We start from the raw sequence: 15,990 nt of genomic DNA, 5'->3' as shown, positions 1-15,990 counted from the left end.
GGGAACCCATGGGTAATTTACTGAAAGCCGGTCTTATAACGGCTACAATGCTGGCATCGATCAACGGTGCCTTCGCGAAGGATACGCTGGTGGTCGGCGAAGTGCTGGAGCCGCCGGGTCTGGACCCGACCGCCAATGCCGCTGCTGGTATCCGGCAGGTTACCTATGCCAACCTCTATGAAGGTCTTGTGCGCATTGTCGAGGATGGCACGGTGAAGCCGCTTCTGGCTGAAAGCTGGACCGTCTCCGACGACAAGAAAACCTATACATTCAAGCTGCATCAGGGCGTGAAGTTTCATGACGGCACGCCGTTTGACTGCTCGGTGGTGAAGTTCTCCTATGAACGCGCAGTGGCTCCGGATTCGACCAATGCGCAAAAGGGTCTTTTTGAGCCAATTGCGAGCACGGAATGTCCTGATCCCGCGACCGCCGTTGTGACGCTGAAGCGCCCGACCTCAAACTTCCTGTTCAATATGGGCTGGGGTGATGCGGTCATGGTCGCGCCGAATTCGGCTGGCGACAACAAGACCAAGCCTGTGGGCACGGGTCCGTTCAAGTTCAAGCGCTGGGTGCAGGGCGACCGGGTCGAGCTGGAGCGCAACCCGGATTATTGGGGGGAGCCTGCAAAGCTTTCCGCCGTCACGTTCCGCTTCGTCAGCGATCCGTCGGCTGCTGCTGCTGCTATCCTTGCCGGTGACATCGACGTGTTCCCGATGTTTCAGGCACCGGAGCTGATCAGCCGCTTCAAGAGCGACGACAAGCTGCAGGTCGAAGTGGGCGATACGGCAGGCAAGGTTCTGCTGTCGCTCAACAATGCCAAGGCGCCTTTCGATAATCTGAAGGTGCGTCAGGCACTGGCCCATGCCATCGATAGCAAGGCGCTGATCGAAGGTGTTTATTCGGGTTTCGGTACGCCCATCGGCTCGCATTATGCGCCGGTCGATCCGGGCTATATCGATCTGTCGGAAACCTATCCGTATGATCCGGCCAAGGCGAAGCAATTGCTGGAAGAAGCTGGCGTTCCGGCTGGCACCTCGATCACCATCACGCTTCCGCCTCCGGCCTATGCGCGCCGCGGCGGCGAGATCATTGCAGCGATGCTGGCGGAAGTCGGCATTCAGGCCAATCTCGTACCGATCGAGTTTGCCCAATGGCTGGATCAGGTGTTCAAGCGCTCGGATTTCGACGCGACGATCATCGCGCACACCGAAGCGCGTGATCTCGATATCTATGCCCGCGACAAATACTACTTCAACTATAACAACCCGGAATATAAGGCGCTCTACAAGGCCTATGCCGAGGCTGGAAGCGATGAAGAGCAGCTCGAACTCGTGAAGAAGCTGCAGGAAAAACTTGCTGCCGACGAGCCGAACATCTTCCTCTATGCGCTGCCGAAAATCGGTGTGTGGAACAAGAATGTGAAGGGTCTGTGGAAGAACATGCCAATCCCGGCTGACGACCTGACACAAGCCTATTGGGCTGAATAACTAGCTTGCCCCGTCGTATGTCCGGCGGGGCGGTTTTACGCGAATGGCCGCGCACCCCATAAAGATAAGGGGAGGGCGTGCGGCGAGTTGGAATGTGGAAAGCGGATATCCGTCTTTTCAAGGAGGTCGCTTTGCTGGCTTATATATCCGGGCGATTGGTTTCGCTTCTGCTTACGACGCTTGCGGCTTCCGTCATCGTCTTTCTGCTGATGCAGGTGCTACCGGGGGATCCGGCGGCGGTTATCCTCGGCATCAATGCGCAGCCTGAAACGCTGGCAGCACTTCACAAGCAGCTCGGCCTCGATCAGCCGCTGTGGTGGCGCTATCTTTCGTGGATTGGCGGTTTTCTGAAAGGTGATTTCGGCACGAGCTACACCTATTCTGTGCCGATCAGCGAATTGCTCGGACCGCGCATCATGGTCACGCTGCCGCTGGCGCTTTTGTCGATGGTTCTGTCGGTCGCGGTCGCCATTCCGGTCGGCGTCTATGCTGCTTCCAAGCGCGGCAGGACCGGCGATGTGCTCTCCATGGGCGTGGCGCAGGTTGGTGTCGCAATCCCGAATTTTTGGCTCGGTCTGCTTTTGATCCTGCTCTTCGCCTTGCAGCTCGGCTGGTTTCCTGCATCTGGCTTTGCGGGTTGGGAAGGCGGCTTCTGGAATGGCATCCGTTCGCTGTTCCTGCCGGCGCTGGCGCTGGCGCTGCCGCTTGCCGCCATTCTGGCCCGCGTCACCCGCTCCGCCGTCATCGAAACTCTGGGTGAGGATTTCGTGCGGACTGCGCGTGCCAAGGGCCTGACACGCAACGCCGCACTCTGGCGTCATGCGGTGCCCAATGCGCTGATCCCGGTTGTCACCATCATCGGCCTGCAATTCTCCTTTCTGCTGGCGGGAACCATCATCATCGAAAACGTCTTCAATCTGCCCGGTCTTGGTCGGCTGGTGTTTCAAGCCATCGCGCAGCGCGATCTCGTCACCGTGCAGTCACTGGTGACGCTGCTTGCCGCTTCCGTGATCGCGGTCAATTTCATTGTCGATCTTGTCTATGGCTTCATCGATCCGCGCCTTTCGACAGGAGGCAGCCGATGAGTGAAGCGCAAGCTCTTCCGAAACCGGGTGTGTTCAAAACAGTGCTGCTGAGCCGCAGCCTGGCTGTCGGTACACTGATCACGGTCATCCTCGTCGCGATGGCCGTTATCTCCTATGTCTGGACGCCCTATTCGCCGACCGCCATGAACTTCCGTGACAAGTTGCAAGGTCCGAGTTTCAGCCATCTGTTCGGCACGGATAATTTCGGGCGCGACGTGTTTTCCATGATTATGGTCGGCGCGCGCAACTCCATCGCCGTTTCCATCATTGCCGTGCTCGTTGGTGCCGGTATCGGGATCCCGCTTGGTGCCTTCGCGGCTGCACGCGGCGGCATGGTGGACGGCTTTGTCATGCGCATGACCGATCTGGCCTTTGCATTTCCGGCACTTCTTACCGCCGTCATCATCACCGCAATTTTCGGGCCCGGTGCCGTCAATGCCATGATCGCCATCGGCATTTTCAATATCCCGGTGTTTGCGCGTGTCACGCGTGGCGCATCACTGGGCCTGTGGAAGCGCGAATATGTGCAGGCTGCGCGTTGCGCCGGGCGTGGCGATGTCTCGATCACGCTTTTGCATGTGCTGCCCAATATCAACCATGTGCTGATCGTGCAGGCGACGATCCAGTTCGCACTCGCCATCGTTGCCGAGGCGGGCCTTTCCTATGTCGGGCTTGGCACCCAGCCGCCGATGCCAAGCTGGGGCAAGATGCTCAACGATGCACAGACCTTTATCTACGACGCGCCATGGCTCGCCATTTTCCCCGGCCTTGCCATCACGCTCGCCGTGCTCGGTCTCAACATGCTGGGCGATGGATTGCGCGATGTGCTTGATCCGCGCGTCAGGAGGCAGAGATGACAACACCTTTGCTTGAAATGGACAATATGTCCGTTGAATTGCCTATTGGCCTCAAGGTCGCGGATATCGTGTCCGATATCACGTTGACGCTCAATCGCGGTGAACGCCTTGGCGTGGTGGGTGAGTCCGGCAGCGGCAAGTCGATCACTGCCCTTGCCGCCATGGGCCTGCTGCCGGACCGTATGCGCGTGCGCGGCACGTTGCGTTTTGACGGTGAGGATCTGGCAAACAAGCCGGAGGCGGAACTGTGCAGGATGCGCGGGCGGCGCATGGCGATGATCTTTCAGGAACCGATGACGGCGCTCAATCCGGTCAAGACCATAGGCGCACAGATTGCCGAAGGTCGCCGTCTGCATTTGGGCGAAAGCCGGGCCGATGCGGAGCGCAAGGCGCGCGAGTTGCTTGATCGCGTGGGGCTGCCTGCGCCGCGCTTCAATCTCGATCTTTACCCGCACCAGCTTTCCGGCGGGCAACGCCAGCGCGTGATGATTGCCATGGCTATCGCTTGTGAGCCTGATTTGCTGATCGCCGATGAGCCGACCACCGCGCTCGATGTGACTGTGCAGGCGCAAATTCTCGATCTCATGGATGAGCTGATCGACGAAACCGGCACGGCCCTGATGCTGATCACCCATGATCTTGGCGTGGTGTCAGAAATGACCGACCGTATTGCAGTCATGTATGCGGGCCGCATCGTCGAGACCGGGCGCACGGAAGCGGTGTTCCATCGCATGGCGCATCCTTATGCAAGGGGGCTGTTTCAGGCTTCTCCACATGGGGCGGCACTTGTACGCAGTCACGGCACGGGACGCCAGCGCCTTGCTGCCATTCCCGGCGTTGTGCCGGACCCGCTGGCGCGTCCGCCCTATTGCACCTTTGCCGACCGCTGCGCCTTCGTGCAGGACGATTGCCGAAGGGCGATACCGGGGCTGGATTTCATCGCCGAGAATGACGGCATCGCGCATCGCGCCGCCTGTATTCACCCGCGAGACGGCGAGGTGGTGTTATGAGCAACATGATTTTGCAGGTGCGCGATGTGGTGCGCGAATATCAATTGCCGCGGGCATCCTTCTTTTCACGAACGAGCGCGTTGCGCGTGCTGCATGGTGTGAATGTGGAGATCGAGGCCGGCCAAAGCCTTGGCATTGTCGGTGAAAGTGGTTCCGGAAAATCCACGCTGGCTCGCGCCGTGATGGGGTTGGAACGCCCGCAATCGGGACAGATTCTTATCAACGGGCAGGATATCTACGCGCTGGATCGCTCGGGCCTGCGTGAAGCGCGCAAAGGCTTTCAGGCGATTTTTCAGGACCCTTACGGCTCGCTTGATCCGCGTCATACGGTGAAGCGGATTATTTCCGAGCCGATTGTGTCGCTGGAAAGCGGCACCAGTTCCAAGGACCGCGACGACCGCGTGGCTGAAGTGCTGGAAGCCGTGGGCCTCCCAAAAGCATCGGCGGAAAAATATCCGCATGAGTTTTCCGGTGGGCAGCGCCAGCGTATTGCCATTGCGCGCGCCCTGATCACCAAACCGGCGCTGATCGTCGCGGACGAGCCGGTTTCGGCGCTCGACGTTTCCATTCAGGCGCAGGTGTTGAACCTGATGATGGACCTGCAGGAGAAGTTCGGCCTCTCCTATCTCTTTATCAGCCATGATCTTGGTGTCGTGCGCGCCATCACCGACCGTGTTGCCGTGATCTATCGCGGCAATATTGTCGAGCAGGGGCCAACGAATGAGGTCTTCGACAATCCGCGGCATGATTATACGCGTGCGCTGGTTGATGCCGTGCCAAAACCGTTTTCGGGGCGCCGCAAGCGCGTGCGACGCCCAAGCTCCATACTGAAATTGCCTGAGTGATTTGAGGAAATATCCAATGTCGAATCTAGCCGATTTGTCAGCCGTTGAACTCGTGTCCGCCTATAAGGCGAAGTCGCTTTCGCCGGTCGAGGTCACGGAAGCCGTGATCACGCGCATCGAAGCCTATGAGCCGAAGCTCAATGCACTCTGGGCTTACGATCCGGATGCGGCGCGGGTTTCGGCAAAGGCTTCCGAAGCACGCTGGGGGAAGGGTGAACCTGCCGGTCCCATCGATGGTGTGCCGCTGACGATCAAGGAAAATATCGCGACGGAAGGGACCGCCGTTCCGCTTGGCTGCGCGGCACTGCCGCTGAAGCCTGCCGTCGCCGATGCCCCGCCTGCTGCGCGCACCCGCGAGGCTGGCGGCGTGCTGCTCGCCAAGACGACCATGCCCGATCTCGGCATGTTGTCTTCAGGCCTGTCGAGCTTCCACAAGCTCGCGCGCAATCCGTGGGATTTGAACACCAATCCGGGTGGATCGAGTGCTGGTGCGGGCAGCGCCGGTGCCGCCGGTTACGGCCCCTTGCATATCGGCACCGACATTGGCGGCTCCATTCGCCTGCCTGCCGGCTGGTGCGGTCTCGTCGGTCTGAAGCCGTCCTTCGGGCGTATCCCGATCGATCCGGCATTTCTGGGGCGTGTCGCAGGCCCGATGACGCGCACGGTCGCCGACAGCGCGCTCTATATGTCGGTTCTGTCGAGACCGGATCGCCGCGACGGCATGAGCCTGCCCCAGCAGGATATCGACTGGATGAACCTCGGTATCGACGTCAAGGGCTTGAAGATCGGCCTTTGGCTGGATGCCGGTTTTGGCGAAGAAGTTGGCGAAGAAACGAAAGCTGCCGTGGAAGCTGCGGCAAAGCTTTTCGCTGATGCAGGCGCGATCATCGAACCGGTTGCGCCATTCCTGAACCGCACCATGATCGATGGTCTGGATCGTTTCTGGCGCGCACGTTCCTGGTCGGACATCAAAAAGATGACGCCGGAAAACCGTGCGAAAATACTGCCTTATATCTATCAGTGGACCGAGAGGGCGGAAGGGCTGTCCGGCGAGGAAGTCTATCTCGGCTTTGCGCAGATGGACGCCATGCGCAATGCGGCGCTTGCCGCTTCCAAGGGGTTCGATTTCATCATTTCGCCGACTGCTCCAATGCCGACCTATCCGGCGGAATGGGCCTCTCCGGTCAATGATCCGCAACGTCCGTTCGAGCACATCGCCTTCACCGTTGCGATGAACATGTCGGAACAACCCGCGATCTCGATCAATTGCGGTTACACGTCGACAGGACTACCCATCGGCCTGCAGATTTTCGGCCAGCGCTTCGACGATCTCGGCGTGCTGCGGTTGGCAAAGGCTTATGAAGAGATGCGGCCCGTGCAGAAGCCATGGCCAGTCCTCTAGATTCCGCCTCTGGCTACCTGCAAATGGTGTCGCTCTACGCTTCCGGTGCTCATGTACGTTAAGTACACTCCGCTCCGGTTCTCGAGTGCCACCATTTTCGGCTACCCATAGACGGAATCAGTCGCGCCGTAACAAAAAGGCCGTATCTGCGGCCTTTTTATTTCTTCGGGCGAAGCGGAGCACGTTCCTTGTAACGGTCCACGGCGGTCAGCTTCTGGATCAGCGGTTCGGCATCGCGCCAGTTGTAAATCTCGGTGCGCAGATATTCGAGCTCGGCTCCGAGTTCCTCTTCTCCGATTTCCGTCCACCATGATTTCGGACGTCCATCCGTGCCATCCGACCAGCGATAGCCGCGCGCCTTCAGGTGGTCTTTCATTTCGAACGGGCTGTTTTCTGCATAGATGCGCATCCGCGCGCGCTGGCTTGCTTTCAGCAATTCGGCAAAGGGCGTGGTGTCGCCAGACTGTTCTTTCAGTACCGCGAGCAGGGCCTGACAGTCATCTTCGGCTCGGTGTCCGTTGTGGAAATAGCCGCTCTGGCCGATCAGGTAGCCAAGCTTGGTGCCTTCAAAACCGCGTGCGGTCCAGTCGATCTCCTTGACCGAGCAGGCCCAAGGCTTGTTGGCGAAAGCGATTGAGAAACGCTCGAGAAACGGACGGTCAAAACCGGCATTATGCGCGATGATGATATCGGCTTCGGCGATGAGCGCATCCAGCTTCTCACGCGGGATCGTCTGGCCTTTCACCATATCGTCGGTAATGCCGGTGATACGGGTAATGTCAGCGGGTATTGGCTTGGATGGCTGCTGCAGCGCGCCGAACGTGACGCAGACATCACCAATGGAGCCGTCATCCGCATAGCGGAAAGCAACTGCACCGATCTCGATGATTTCTTCCTGCGCGGGATTGAGGCCGGTCGTTTCCGTGTCGACAACGACGCCCAGTCGCGGAAAGGCGATCCGGTCGGCATCCGGTACCGTCGGTGGCGGATCAAGCCGCTGCAGGATGCGGTAACGCCCGCTGTCTTTCAGGCGCTGCACCATTTCCGCTTCATCGATGCCGGTCGTCTTGCCGGGCTTGGCGCGGGCAGGGCGCAGTTCTGCCCGTTCCTCTCCTTCCGCTGGGGAAAGAGCAAAAAGGTCGAACTGATGGCGCATGGAACTTCTCCGCATGGGGGAACGGGTTTGGCAAAGAATGCCATTTTGCGGTGCTGCAACCAAGGCCGCAATCGTATAAGTAACAGGTAATCATCCTGTCGAGCGGTAGCAAGGCAGGGCGCTTGCGCCGGGAAAGGGTATGAGGAGGGGACTTCGTGGCAGATTATGATTATTGCGTTATCGGCGGCGGCATTGTCGGGCTTGCGACAGCAAAAGCCATGCAGGAAGCGGAGCCGGGCGCAAGGATCATCCTGCTGGAGAAGGAAAGCGATTTCGCGCGCCACCAGACAGGACACAATAGTGGCGTCATCCATGCCGGTATCTATTACCAGCCAGGTTCGTTGAAGGCGCAATTGTGCCGGGCGGGTGCGGAAGCCACGAAAGCCTTTTGCAGGCAATATTCCATTCCTTTTGAAACATGCGGCAAGCTTCTGGTCGCAACCTCTTCGCAAGAAGTCGAACGCATGGAGTCGCTCGCCAAGCGCGCGGTCCAGAACGACATCACCTTCCAGCATGTGGACCAGCAGGCTCTGCGCAAGGTCGAGCCTGCGGTTGCAGGCCTCGGGGCACTGCTCGTTCCGGCGACGGGCATTGTTGATTATGCGAAAATATCGCGGGCGATGGCTGCGGAAATCATTGAGCGCGGCGGTATCGTGCGGCTCAAGGCGCCGGTTACGGCAATCCGGGAGGATGGCAAAGGCGTTGCGGTAACGGCAAATGGCGAGACCTTGCGTGCTTCCAAGCTGGTCGCTTGCGCCGGGTTGCAGTCAGACCGCATTGCGCGGCTTGCCGGATTGGATATCAGCCATCGCATCGTGCCGTTTCGCGGTGAATACTACACCTTGCCGAAATCGAAGGCGAATATCGTCAAGCATTTGATCTATCCGATCCCTGATCCCGACCTGCCATTTCTCGGCATTCACCTGACGCGTACGATTGACGGCGGTGTCACGGTCGGCCCGAACGCAGTTCTGGGTTTTTCGCGAGAAGGCTACGACAAAGGCAGTTTCCGTGCAGGTGATGTCGCAGATATGTCGACGTTTCCCGGCTTCTGGAAGATGGCGATGAAGAACTGGCGCTCGGCTTTAGCCGAGTTCAGCAATTCCGCGTCTCGCACACGCTATCTGAAAGAGTGCCGCAAATATTGCCCGACGCTGGAGCTTGCCGATCTTGGCGCGCCGGGCGCCGGAATACGGGCGCAAGCCGTTCTTGATGACGGCACGCTGGTGCATGATTTTCTCTTCAAGGAAACGGAGAGAATGCTGCATGTGTGTAATGCGCCGTCACCGGCCGCGACGTCTTCCATACCCATCGGCCGCATGATCGCCGAAAAGCTTCTGGGGATAAATCTGAAGGTAAAAACTGCGTGAAAAGAGTTTTTCGCTGAATGATGTTGTTTTCAATTTATTTTTAGCAATCGCTTATTCTCAGTGTTGCTCTTTTAGGTTTTAGTGTTCATCAATATTGCAAGCTTACAACTTGACTTTGATGCTGGTTTGTAATTGCACATTGGGTTCAATTTGAAATAGCGTTTTAGCATTCTCATTTTCAACCGATTTAGGGCCTGTTCGTGAAGTTTGTGCCGCCGCTGGTAGTATTGCTGTTTGCTGCGACGATGTTAGGCATTTGGATGCTCGACACGAAGCGCAGGCATCTTTTGCTTTTCGGCCTGAGCTTCGCCAGTTTTGCTTTCGGGCTTCTGGTTCCTATCTCGCTGATCTCGAACAACTTGACCCTGACCTCGCCGGTTGCCACGACTTTCCATTTTCTGGGCGGTTGGCTGCTTTGCGAGGGTGTCATGATACGCATGGGCGGACGTTATTCCCGCCTTGCATCGGGACTGATCGGGCTCGGTCTTCTTGGAGCCATGGCCTATTTCATTGCGAATGATACGAGCTATTCGCGAATTGCGCCTACTGTCCAACTGACTCTGGGCAGTCTGGTGGCCGTGCTTTGCATTCAGGCGCGCAATCTTGCACGCCGAAGCTGGATTGAGCGCGTGCTGTTTGGTGCATTGCTGTTGTTGATGGTGCATTTCTTTGTACAGGCTGGAATGGCGCTTGGGCTCCCCGCCGACATCACGCGGCCGTCGGAACTCATTCATTCGCGCTATTGGCAGGGCATCATGATATTCGGTGCCTTTGCGGGTGTCTTTGCCGGTCTGGTTCTTCTGGTGGTGACAACTTCGGATGTGGTCAAGGAATTGCAGGCAGAGCGTGACTCCGATCCGCTGACCGGTGTTCTCAATCGTCGCGGCCTTGAGCGTCATGCGACTATGCGTTTGGCCGAGGCCCAGCGTGGTGATCATGGGGTCATTATCGCGGATATAGATCACTTCAAGTCGATCAATGACGAGCTGGGTCATGCAACCGGCGATCAGGTGCTGGTTGAGTTTGCCTGCATTCTGCAAACAGTGGCAGCAAATACAACGATTGTCGGTCGCGTCGGTGGCGAAGAATTTGTTCTTCTGGTCCGGGGGGATGCCGAAACATGTGAGCGACTGGGCGATAGGCTTTGCGGGCGCGTGGCCCGACACAGTTTTCCCATGTTGCCTGCAGACCGCCGCATGACATGCAGTTTCGGCATCGCCATGGTGCGCGGCGCTGAAACATTATGGGAAACGGCCGCACGTGCCGATCTTGCCCTGATGCGGGTAAAGCACCGTGGACGCAATCGCGTTGCGGTGGAGGGGCTGGAATTCCCGAGCGCCAAACAGGGCGCCTATCTGCTGACCGCTTGAGTTGGTTTCCGAAGCCAGCTGAACCGGATTTTTTCATTCCGTAAAGGATTTGGTTACCATAATTGACGATGCTGGAGATGACCTTCCAGTCACCGCTTTGCCATGTCTTGTTCGTCTTTTTGCCGAACTGACATGCAAAGCGGTGCCGCGAAAGTTGATTTCCATTCGGATTTTGTATCATGGCGTGTGTAACAGAAGTGTATGGCTACGCAGCTCCGCGCAGCAACGGCATCAGACTTCCGCTCGGTTTCAAAGGTTTTACGCGCGTTGCGATTTTCGCCGCGACGGGACTTGTGGCCGGAAGCTGGATGATGACTGCGCTCGGCACGCTGGAAACGGTCGTGCCGGCCTTTGCGCCTGTTGCCCCGATCATGCGCCGTGTTTCCCTGACCGCGCCGCAGGCACTTGCCGTCGTTGATCACAAGATCGCGCCATCGCGGCGGATCAGGCAGAGCTTCATCAATGCCTACACTGCTGATGCGGCCTATTCCAACCTCGACTGGCACCGGGCCAAAAACGTAAACGATCAGCCGATCATTGCTGATATCGGTCCCGATTCCGTGATCGAGGACAAGCCAGTCGATACGGCATCCCTCATCGAATTGCGCGCTGATCGCGTCAGGCGCGACGAGCCTGTTGTGGCGAGTGTCGAGCAAAAGCAACCTGCCGCGACGGCTGGCGTGACTGTGGCTGCCTATGCGCCAGTGCCGACCGCACCGAACGCAGCGGCGGCCTTCAACAAGATTGATCCGCTTTCGCAAGCTGAAGAAATGGACGCCGTTGAAAGGCGGGCACATCTTCCTACCGGCAATGCCGTTCCTGTTCCGCAGCTTGCTCCGGATCAGAAAACCGACATGGCCGCAGAGGATGAAGCCAGCCGGGATGCATTCCTGCCCGATGATGTGCCGCTGCCGGGCGCCAAGCCTTCGCTGCGCCGCTCCCGCATGCATGAGAAGACCGAGCTCGCTTATGCGCCGGAAAGCGGTGCAACCGAAGAACCGCGTCCCGGCCTGTTCAGCCCGCTTCTCAATCAGGCTGCACGCAGCAAGGTTGCCATCTACGATATTTCTGCAGCCACTGTTTACCTGCCGAGCGGTGAGCGCCTTGAAGCCCATTCCGGCCTCGGTCCGATGCGCGACAATCCGCGTTATGTGAACCAGAAAAACCGCGGGCCAACGCCGCCACATACCTATGATCTGCGCATGCGCGAGGCCTTGTTCCATGGCGTCGAGGCGATCCGCCTCACGCCTGTCGACGGCAACAACCGCTATAATCGCGATGGCCTTCTGGCGCATACTTTCATGCTGGGGCGCCGTGGCGATTCCAATGGTTGTGTCGTGTTCAAGGACTATCCGCGCTTCCTGCGCGCCTTCAAGCGCGGCGAGTTCAACAAGATGGTTGTGGTGACACGAATGCAGTCTTCGAAGCCTGCGCGGATCGCATCGCTTTTCTGATAAATTGCTCGTCAAAACAAACCGCTAGAGCGCCGATCTGATTCAGTCTGATCGAAAAACGCTCCAATGCAATTACACAAGGAATTGTGATCCCCAATTCCTTGCGGGGCGCACCAGAATTGATAGAGGTCTTTCATCGAAACTGATGGGAGATTTTTATGAAGCTTTACTACAAGGTCGGCGCTTGTTCGCTCGCACCCCACATCATTCTGAGCGAGGCGGGCCTGCCTTATGAGCTGGAGGCCGTGGATCTCAAGGCCAAGAAGACAGCGGACGGTGGCGATTATTTCGCAGTCAATCCGCGCGGTGCGGTCCCGGCGCTGGAAGTGAAGCCCGGCACTGTCATCACGCAGAATGCGGCAATTCTCCAATATATCGGTGATCATTCCGATGTTGCAGCATTCAAGCCCGCCTATGGTTCAATCGAACGCGCACGCCTGCAGGAAGCGTTGGGCTTCTGTTCGGATTTGCATGCGGCCTTTAGCGGCCTGTTCGCGCCCAACCTGAGCGAGGAAGCGAGGGCTGGCGTCATCGCCAACATCAATCGTCGTCTGGGTCAGCTCGAAGCCATGCTGTCGGACAAGAACGCCTACTGGCTTGGCGATGACTTCACTCAACCAGATGCCTATGCGTCGGTGATCATCGGTTGGGGCGTTGGTCAAAAGCTCGATTTGAGCGCCTATCCCAAGGCGCTGAAACTGCGCGAACGTGTGCTGGCCCGCCCGAACGTGCAGAAGGCATTCAAGGAAGAAGGCCTGAACTAAAAATCACAGCCGGAGGTCCAAACCTCCGGCTGTTTTATTGCCTGAGTTGCGGATGCCGTAACCGGTTTACCGTCTTGAAAGAGGTAACTCGCGTCTGTTGTGGGGAAAATAAAATGGCGGAGAGAGAGCCCGCCTGTTCCCGTAACTTACTGAAATTATTGGTCTCTTTTCTTGCAGTTTTGCGTTTTTCCCGTATTTTCCTATATAAAGTTATGACAATGGGAAACGGACATGGCGCGCAACAAGCTGTCTGAAACACGGATTCGAACCCTGTCAAAGCCTGGCATTTATTCCGACGGTGACGGATTATATCTGCGCGTCAGGGCCGGCGGAAGTCGGCAATGGGTTTTCATTCACAGGCGGGCAGGGGTGCGCACCGAAACTGGCCTCGGCGGATATGGTCAAGGTACGGCGCCCGTGTCATTGGCGCTTGCCCGTGAGAAGGCAGAAGCCATTAGACAACGGCTTGCCCGTGGTGACGATCTGCATACCAGCAAAACCTTTGCGGAAGTAATGGATGATGTTCTTGACGTGAAGCAGGCCAGCTTCCGCAACGACAAGCACAAAGCGCAATGGTCGATGACACTCCGCGAATATGCAAAGCCATTGCATAAGAAGCCCATCGCCGATCTGACGCGGGATGATGTGCTTGAAGTCTTAAAGCCGATCTGGACGAAAATCCCCGAAACAGCTGACCGGACCCGGCAACGTATTGCGGCGGTGTTTGACCACGCCAGGGCACGCGGCCTTTATGTCGGTGACAACCCGGCAGACTGGCGTGGTGGTTTGAAAGAGCTCTTGCCAGCGCGCCAGAAGCTAACTCGCGGGCATCATGCGGCGGTAGTATACAAGGCGCTTCCTGCGGTCATCCAGACGCTTCGGCAATCTGCCGCGGTTTCAGCGCGGGCAGTGGAATTCATCGCTTTGACGGCGGCCAGGTCGAACGAGGCGAGGTCTGCTACATGGGACGAAATCGACCTTGAACAGAAGCTTTGGACTATCCCGGCAGCTCGCATGAAGTCGGCGCGGGATCACGAGGTGCCGTTGTCGGATGGGGCTGTTACTATTCTTCTGGCGCAAAAACAGCGTGCGACAGGCATGCTTGTCTTCGAAGGGGAGAGAGAAGGAAGGCCAATCAGCGACACTGCGATGGTTAAGGTGTTTCGTGCTGCGGGCGCTAGTGATGCGACCTTGCATGGTTTGCGAAGCAGCTTCCGCGATTGGGCGGGTGACGAAACGCACTATCCTCGCGATGTGGCTGAAGCGGCACTTGCCCATGTTCTCAAAGATAAAACGGAAGCCGCCTACCGCCGTGGATCAGCTTTGGCGAAGCGTCGGGATATGATGCAAGAATGGGCGGATTACCTAAATACTAAATGTAGCGTTAATGAAAGAAATGATCAAAAATAATCAGTTGCGCTCAGGTTTTCCTTATTGACTATATTTATGAGACAGGCATAATTTCATTCAACATCTTAGATGATGTTTTTAATTCCGACAGACTTACGTCTGGCCGAAGGATCGCTGCAAGCGATCGAAGCAGGTCCTTGGGACCAACGCCTAACGAAAAGCCGCCACCGAACCCTGCGGCACCCTCCACACCAAACCACATCACGCCAGACGTGCGACTATGCGCGCGTTGGCAACACGAGGAGATTCGTATGAACGCCAGTAATGATAACTGTCCGCGTCTCATGTCGCCGAAGGAAGCTTCCCAAGTAACAACAATGTCGCGTGTGCTTCTTGCCCTAATGGCAAAGGAGGGGCGGTTTCCGTCACCAGTTCCAATCGGTTTGAAGCGCGTTGCCTATGTCCGCTCCGAAGTCGAAGCGTGGATCGATGAGCGCATAGCCGCCCGAGCCGCCTAACACCCTCACCCCATAACCAAGCATGCGCTGACGCCCGCGCCAAGGGCCGACGCGCGCCCGCTCTCCCCAAATGGAGGATTGATGCAATACGACTCGTTACAAGACGTACCTGAAGATCAGATCGAACGCGCAATATTATTTATGGGCGCAGCGCTTCGCCTCACACACTCGCGCACTGCCGACAGAATTGCGCAGTCTATTGTCAATGAATGCCTACTGCATGGCGAATGTCGGCTATCGCACAAGGAATTCGAAAGGCGTACGGGATCGTGCCGACGCACAGTCTCGCGCGCCCTTCAAAACCTTTTATCCGCCAAACTCATCGAGCGAATAGATTTTACGGATGATCGCCGTTCGGTCTATCGCTGCCTATGGGAGCGCGCGGATGAGCATCGGGAATGGGGGAAAGAGTTTGATCTCCGTTGGGAAGAAGCGCGCGGCGCACGGCGTCTGAAGGATTTTGAGGCACCGGCCTATCCATCGCCGGGGGCCTCTAATGGCGAAGCCTAAGCCACTGCGCCCATATGCCTACGAAAAGGCGTCGTTTCTTGAAGACGCTAACGAAGACAGCACGCTGTCCTCCGCCGCGTTGCGCGTGCTTCAAAAAATCTGCGCCGCATACAATCGAAAGGCGGGATATGCGGAATGCGCGCGAACCTTCATCGTGGACCGGGTTCCAATTAGCGTCAAAACCGTTCAGCGCGTCAAAAGGGTGCTGCTACAGAGTGGCCGAATTTTCATTGTTCGTGAACCGATCGGACGCGCGTCTACTCGCTACGGGGTAAATTGGTGGTTTCGGGGGGCGGACACGGTTCGCGAGGCCAATGACGGCTTGCCTGTTTTAGACTGTCGCGTTCCTGCGCTAGGGGGGACATCGGTGTCATCCGTAGAGGGGACATTCACGACACCTGACATAGACACAAATGTCCCCCCTATAGTCCGTAGAGGGGACATGATGTCCCCCAAACCTATTATTAGTCCGCAAAGCGGAACTAATAATCCCACCAGCGCATCGCACATGCGCGCCCTTGCGGGCGGCATGGCGCGCGCAGGCCGGGAAGTTGAAGTGAAAGACGCGCACCTTATCCGCAGTGGCGCCGACACCATTCTCGCAATTCATATCGAACATAAGGACGGCTCCGGCAACATCATCCAAATAGTCACGGAGTCCGATAGCGCAGATAAACAATCCGACGGCCAGCGCCAGTTAGAGCGGCTGTCCATCGCCACTAACATCACGATTGGCGAGCAATCTGACCTGATAGGCGCGCGTTTCGTCATTGGATCGGATGGCAGCTTTGAAGGAATATCGGCATGACAGA

15 protein-coding genes are annotated in these 15,990 nt (G+C 57.5%); 14 read left to right on the top strand and 1 reads right to left on the bottom strand.

The genetic code is table 11. The features are described from left to right. Window positions 1-8 precede the first annotated feature (8 nt). The 6 genes from FG152_RS13545 to FG152_RS13520 all read left to right on the top strand — a co-directional run bounded on the left by FG152_RS13545 (window position 9) and on the right by FG152_RS13520 (window position 6,686). Window positions 9-1,487, top strand: a complete 1,479-nt coding sequence (locus FG152_RS13545; RefSeq protein ID WP_010659366.1) for an ABC transporter substrate-binding protein — start codon at window positions 9-11, stop codon at window positions 1,485-1,487. Window positions 1,488-1,618: 131 nt separating this feature from the next. Next, window positions 1,619-2,572, top strand: a complete 954-nt coding sequence (locus tag FG152_RS13540) for an ABC transporter permease (RefSeq protein ID WP_010659367.1) — start codon at window positions 1,619-1,621, stop codon at window positions 2,570-2,572. Next, a complete protein-coding gene (locus FG152_RS13535; protein WP_010659368.1) occupies window positions 2,569-3,429 on the top strand; it encodes an ABC transporter permease in 861 nt (286 codons plus the stop codon). Before FG152_RS13540 ends, FG152_RS13535 begins: the two co-directional genes overlap by 4 nt. Further along, entirely contained in the window at window positions 3,426-4,439 is a 1,014-nt protein-coding gene (locus tag FG152_RS13530; protein WP_010659369.1) for an ABC transporter ATP-binding protein, read from the top strand. The genes FG152_RS13535 and FG152_RS13530 overlap by 4 nt, the downstream gene beginning before the upstream one ends. Continuing rightward, a complete protein-coding gene (locus tag FG152_RS13525) occupies window positions 4,436-5,284 on the top strand; it encodes an ATP-binding cassette domain-containing protein (RefSeq protein ID WP_010659370.1) in 849 nt (282 codons plus the stop codon). The genes FG152_RS13530 and FG152_RS13525 overlap by 4 nt, the downstream gene beginning before the upstream one ends. Window positions 5,285-5,300: 16 nt before the next feature. Then, window positions 5,301-6,686: an amidase gene (locus tag FG152_RS13520; protein WP_010659371.1), complete on the top strand. Its 1,386-nt coding sequence runs from the start codon at window positions 5,301-5,303 to the stop codon at window positions 6,684-6,686. 157 nt (window positions 6,687-6,843) lie between these two features. Here FG152_RS13520 and FG152_RS13515 read toward each other — a convergent pair whose 3' ends face one another. Then, complete coding sequence (locus FG152_RS13515) at window positions 6,844-7,842, bottom strand: 3'-5' exonuclease (RefSeq protein WP_010659372.1); 999 nt, start codon at window positions 7,840-7,842, stop codon at window positions 6,844-6,846. A 155-nt stretch (window positions 7,843-7,997) separates the two neighbouring features. Here FG152_RS13515 and lhgO point away from each other — a divergent pair, with 155 nt between their 5' ends. The 8 genes from lhgO (at window position 7,998) to FG152_RS13475 (ending at window position 15,986) form a co-directional block, all read left to right on the top strand. Beyond that, window positions 7,998-9,212, top strand: a complete 1,215-nt coding sequence (gene lhgO / locus FG152_RS13510; RefSeq protein ID WP_010659373.1) for an L-2-hydroxyglutarate dehydrogenase — start codon at window positions 7,998-8,000, stop codon at window positions 9,210-9,212. 200 nt (window positions 9,213-9,412) lie between these two features. Continuing rightward, complete coding sequence (locus FG152_RS13505) at window positions 9,413-10,582, top strand: GGDEF domain-containing protein (protein WP_029376031.1); 1,170 nt, start codon at window positions 9,413-9,415, stop codon at window positions 10,580-10,582. 179 nt (window positions 10,583-10,761) lie between these two features. Next, window positions 10,762-12,036 (top strand): DUF2778 domain-containing protein, encoded by a 1,275-nt coding sequence (locus FG152_RS13500; protein ID WP_029929381.1) that lies wholly within the window; start codon window positions 10,762-10,764, stop codon window positions 12,034-12,036. A 158-nt stretch (window positions 12,037-12,194) separates the two neighbouring features. Next, the gene (gene gst, locus FG152_RS13495) at window positions 12,195-12,800 is read left to right on the top strand and encodes a glutathione transferase (protein ID WP_010659377.1); all 606 of its coding nucleotides are present in this window, start codon (window positions 12,195-12,197) and stop codon (window positions 12,798-12,800) included. 231 nt (window positions 12,801-13,031) lie between these two features. Continuing rightward, on the top strand, window positions 13,032-14,210 hold the full coding sequence (locus FG152_RS13490; protein WP_498986851.1) for a tyrosine-type recombinase/integrase: 1,179 nt from the start codon (window positions 13,032-13,034) through the stop codon (window positions 14,208-14,210). A 251-nt stretch (window positions 14,211-14,461) separates the two neighbouring features. Beyond that, window positions 14,462-14,668 carry a helix-turn-helix transcriptional regulator gene (locus tag FG152_RS13485; RefSeq protein ID WP_151611982.1) on the top strand — a complete coding sequence of 69 codons (207 nt, stop codon included), beginning with the start codon at window positions 14,462-14,464 and terminating at the stop codon, window positions 14,666-14,668. Window positions 14,669-14,749: 81 nt separating this feature from the next. Next, window positions 14,750-15,178, top strand: a complete 429-nt coding sequence (locus FG152_RS13480) for a MarR family transcriptional regulator (RefSeq protein WP_498986846.1) — start codon at window positions 14,750-14,752, stop codon at window positions 15,176-15,178. Next, entirely contained in the window at window positions 15,165-15,986 is an 822-nt protein-coding gene (locus tag FG152_RS13475; RefSeq protein ID WP_498986843.1) for a hypothetical protein, read from the top strand. The genes FG152_RS13480 and FG152_RS13475 overlap by 14 nt, the downstream gene beginning before the upstream one ends. The last annotated feature ends 4 nt before the right edge of the window (window positions 15,987-15,990 follow it).

Origin of the sequence: Ochrobactrum sp. XJ1 (assembly GCF_024701725.1) — a bacterium.
GTDB classification, from domain to species: Bacteria; Pseudomonadota; Alphaproteobacteria; order Rhizobiales; family Rhizobiaceae; genus Brucella; species Brucella anthropi.
Note: the sequence above shows the minus strand (reverse complement) of the source record. Positions and strands in the feature narration are given on the sequence as shown.

Bases quoted from the DNA above. Each gene is read 5' to 3' on its own strand.
- FG152_RS13515 (WP_010659372.1), bottom strand. From the start codon at position 7,842: ATGCGCCATCAGTTCGACCTTTTTGCTCTTTCCCCAGCGGAAGGAGAG.
- FG152_RS13490 (WP_498986851.1), top strand. From the start codon at position 13,032: ATGGCGCGCAACAAGCTGTCTGAAACACGGATTCGAACCCTGTCAAAG.
- FG152_RS13520 (WP_010659371.1), top strand. From the start codon at position 5,301: ATGTCGAATCTAGCCGATTTGTCAGCCGTTGAACTCGTGTCCGCCTAT.
- FG152_RS13535 (WP_010659368.1), top strand. From the start codon at position 2,569: ATGAGTGAAGCGCAAGCTCTTCCGAAACCGGGTGTGTTCAAAACAGTG.
- FG152_RS13475 (WP_498986843.1), top strand. From the start codon at position 15,165: ATGGCGAAGCCTAAGCCACTGCGCCCATATGCCTACGAAAAGGCGTCG.
- FG152_RS13485 (WP_151611982.1), top strand. From the start codon at position 14,462: ATGAACGCCAGTAATGATAACTGTCCGCGTCTCATGTCGCCGAAGGAA.
- FG152_RS13525 (WP_010659370.1), top strand. From the start codon at position 4,436: ATGAGCAACATGATTTTGCAGGTGCGCGATGTGGTGCGCGAATATCAA.
- FG152_RS13545 (WP_010659366.1), top strand. From the start codon at position 9: ATGGGTAATTTACTGAAAGCCGGTCTTATAACGGCTACAATGCTGGCA.
- FG152_RS13500 (WP_029929381.1), top strand. From the start codon at position 10,762: ATGGCGTGTGTAACAGAAGTGTATGGCTACGCAGCTCCGCGCAGCAAC.
- FG152_RS13480 (WP_498986846.1), top strand. From the start codon at position 14,750: ATGCAATACGACTCGTTACAAGACGTACCTGAAGATCAGATCGAACGC.
- gst (WP_010659377.1), top strand. From the start codon at position 12,195: ATGAAGCTTTACTACAAGGTCGGCGCTTGTTCGCTCGCACCCCACATC.
- FG152_RS13530 (WP_010659369.1), top strand. From the start codon at position 3,426: ATGACAACACCTTTGCTTGAAATGGACAATATGTCCGTTGAATTGCCT.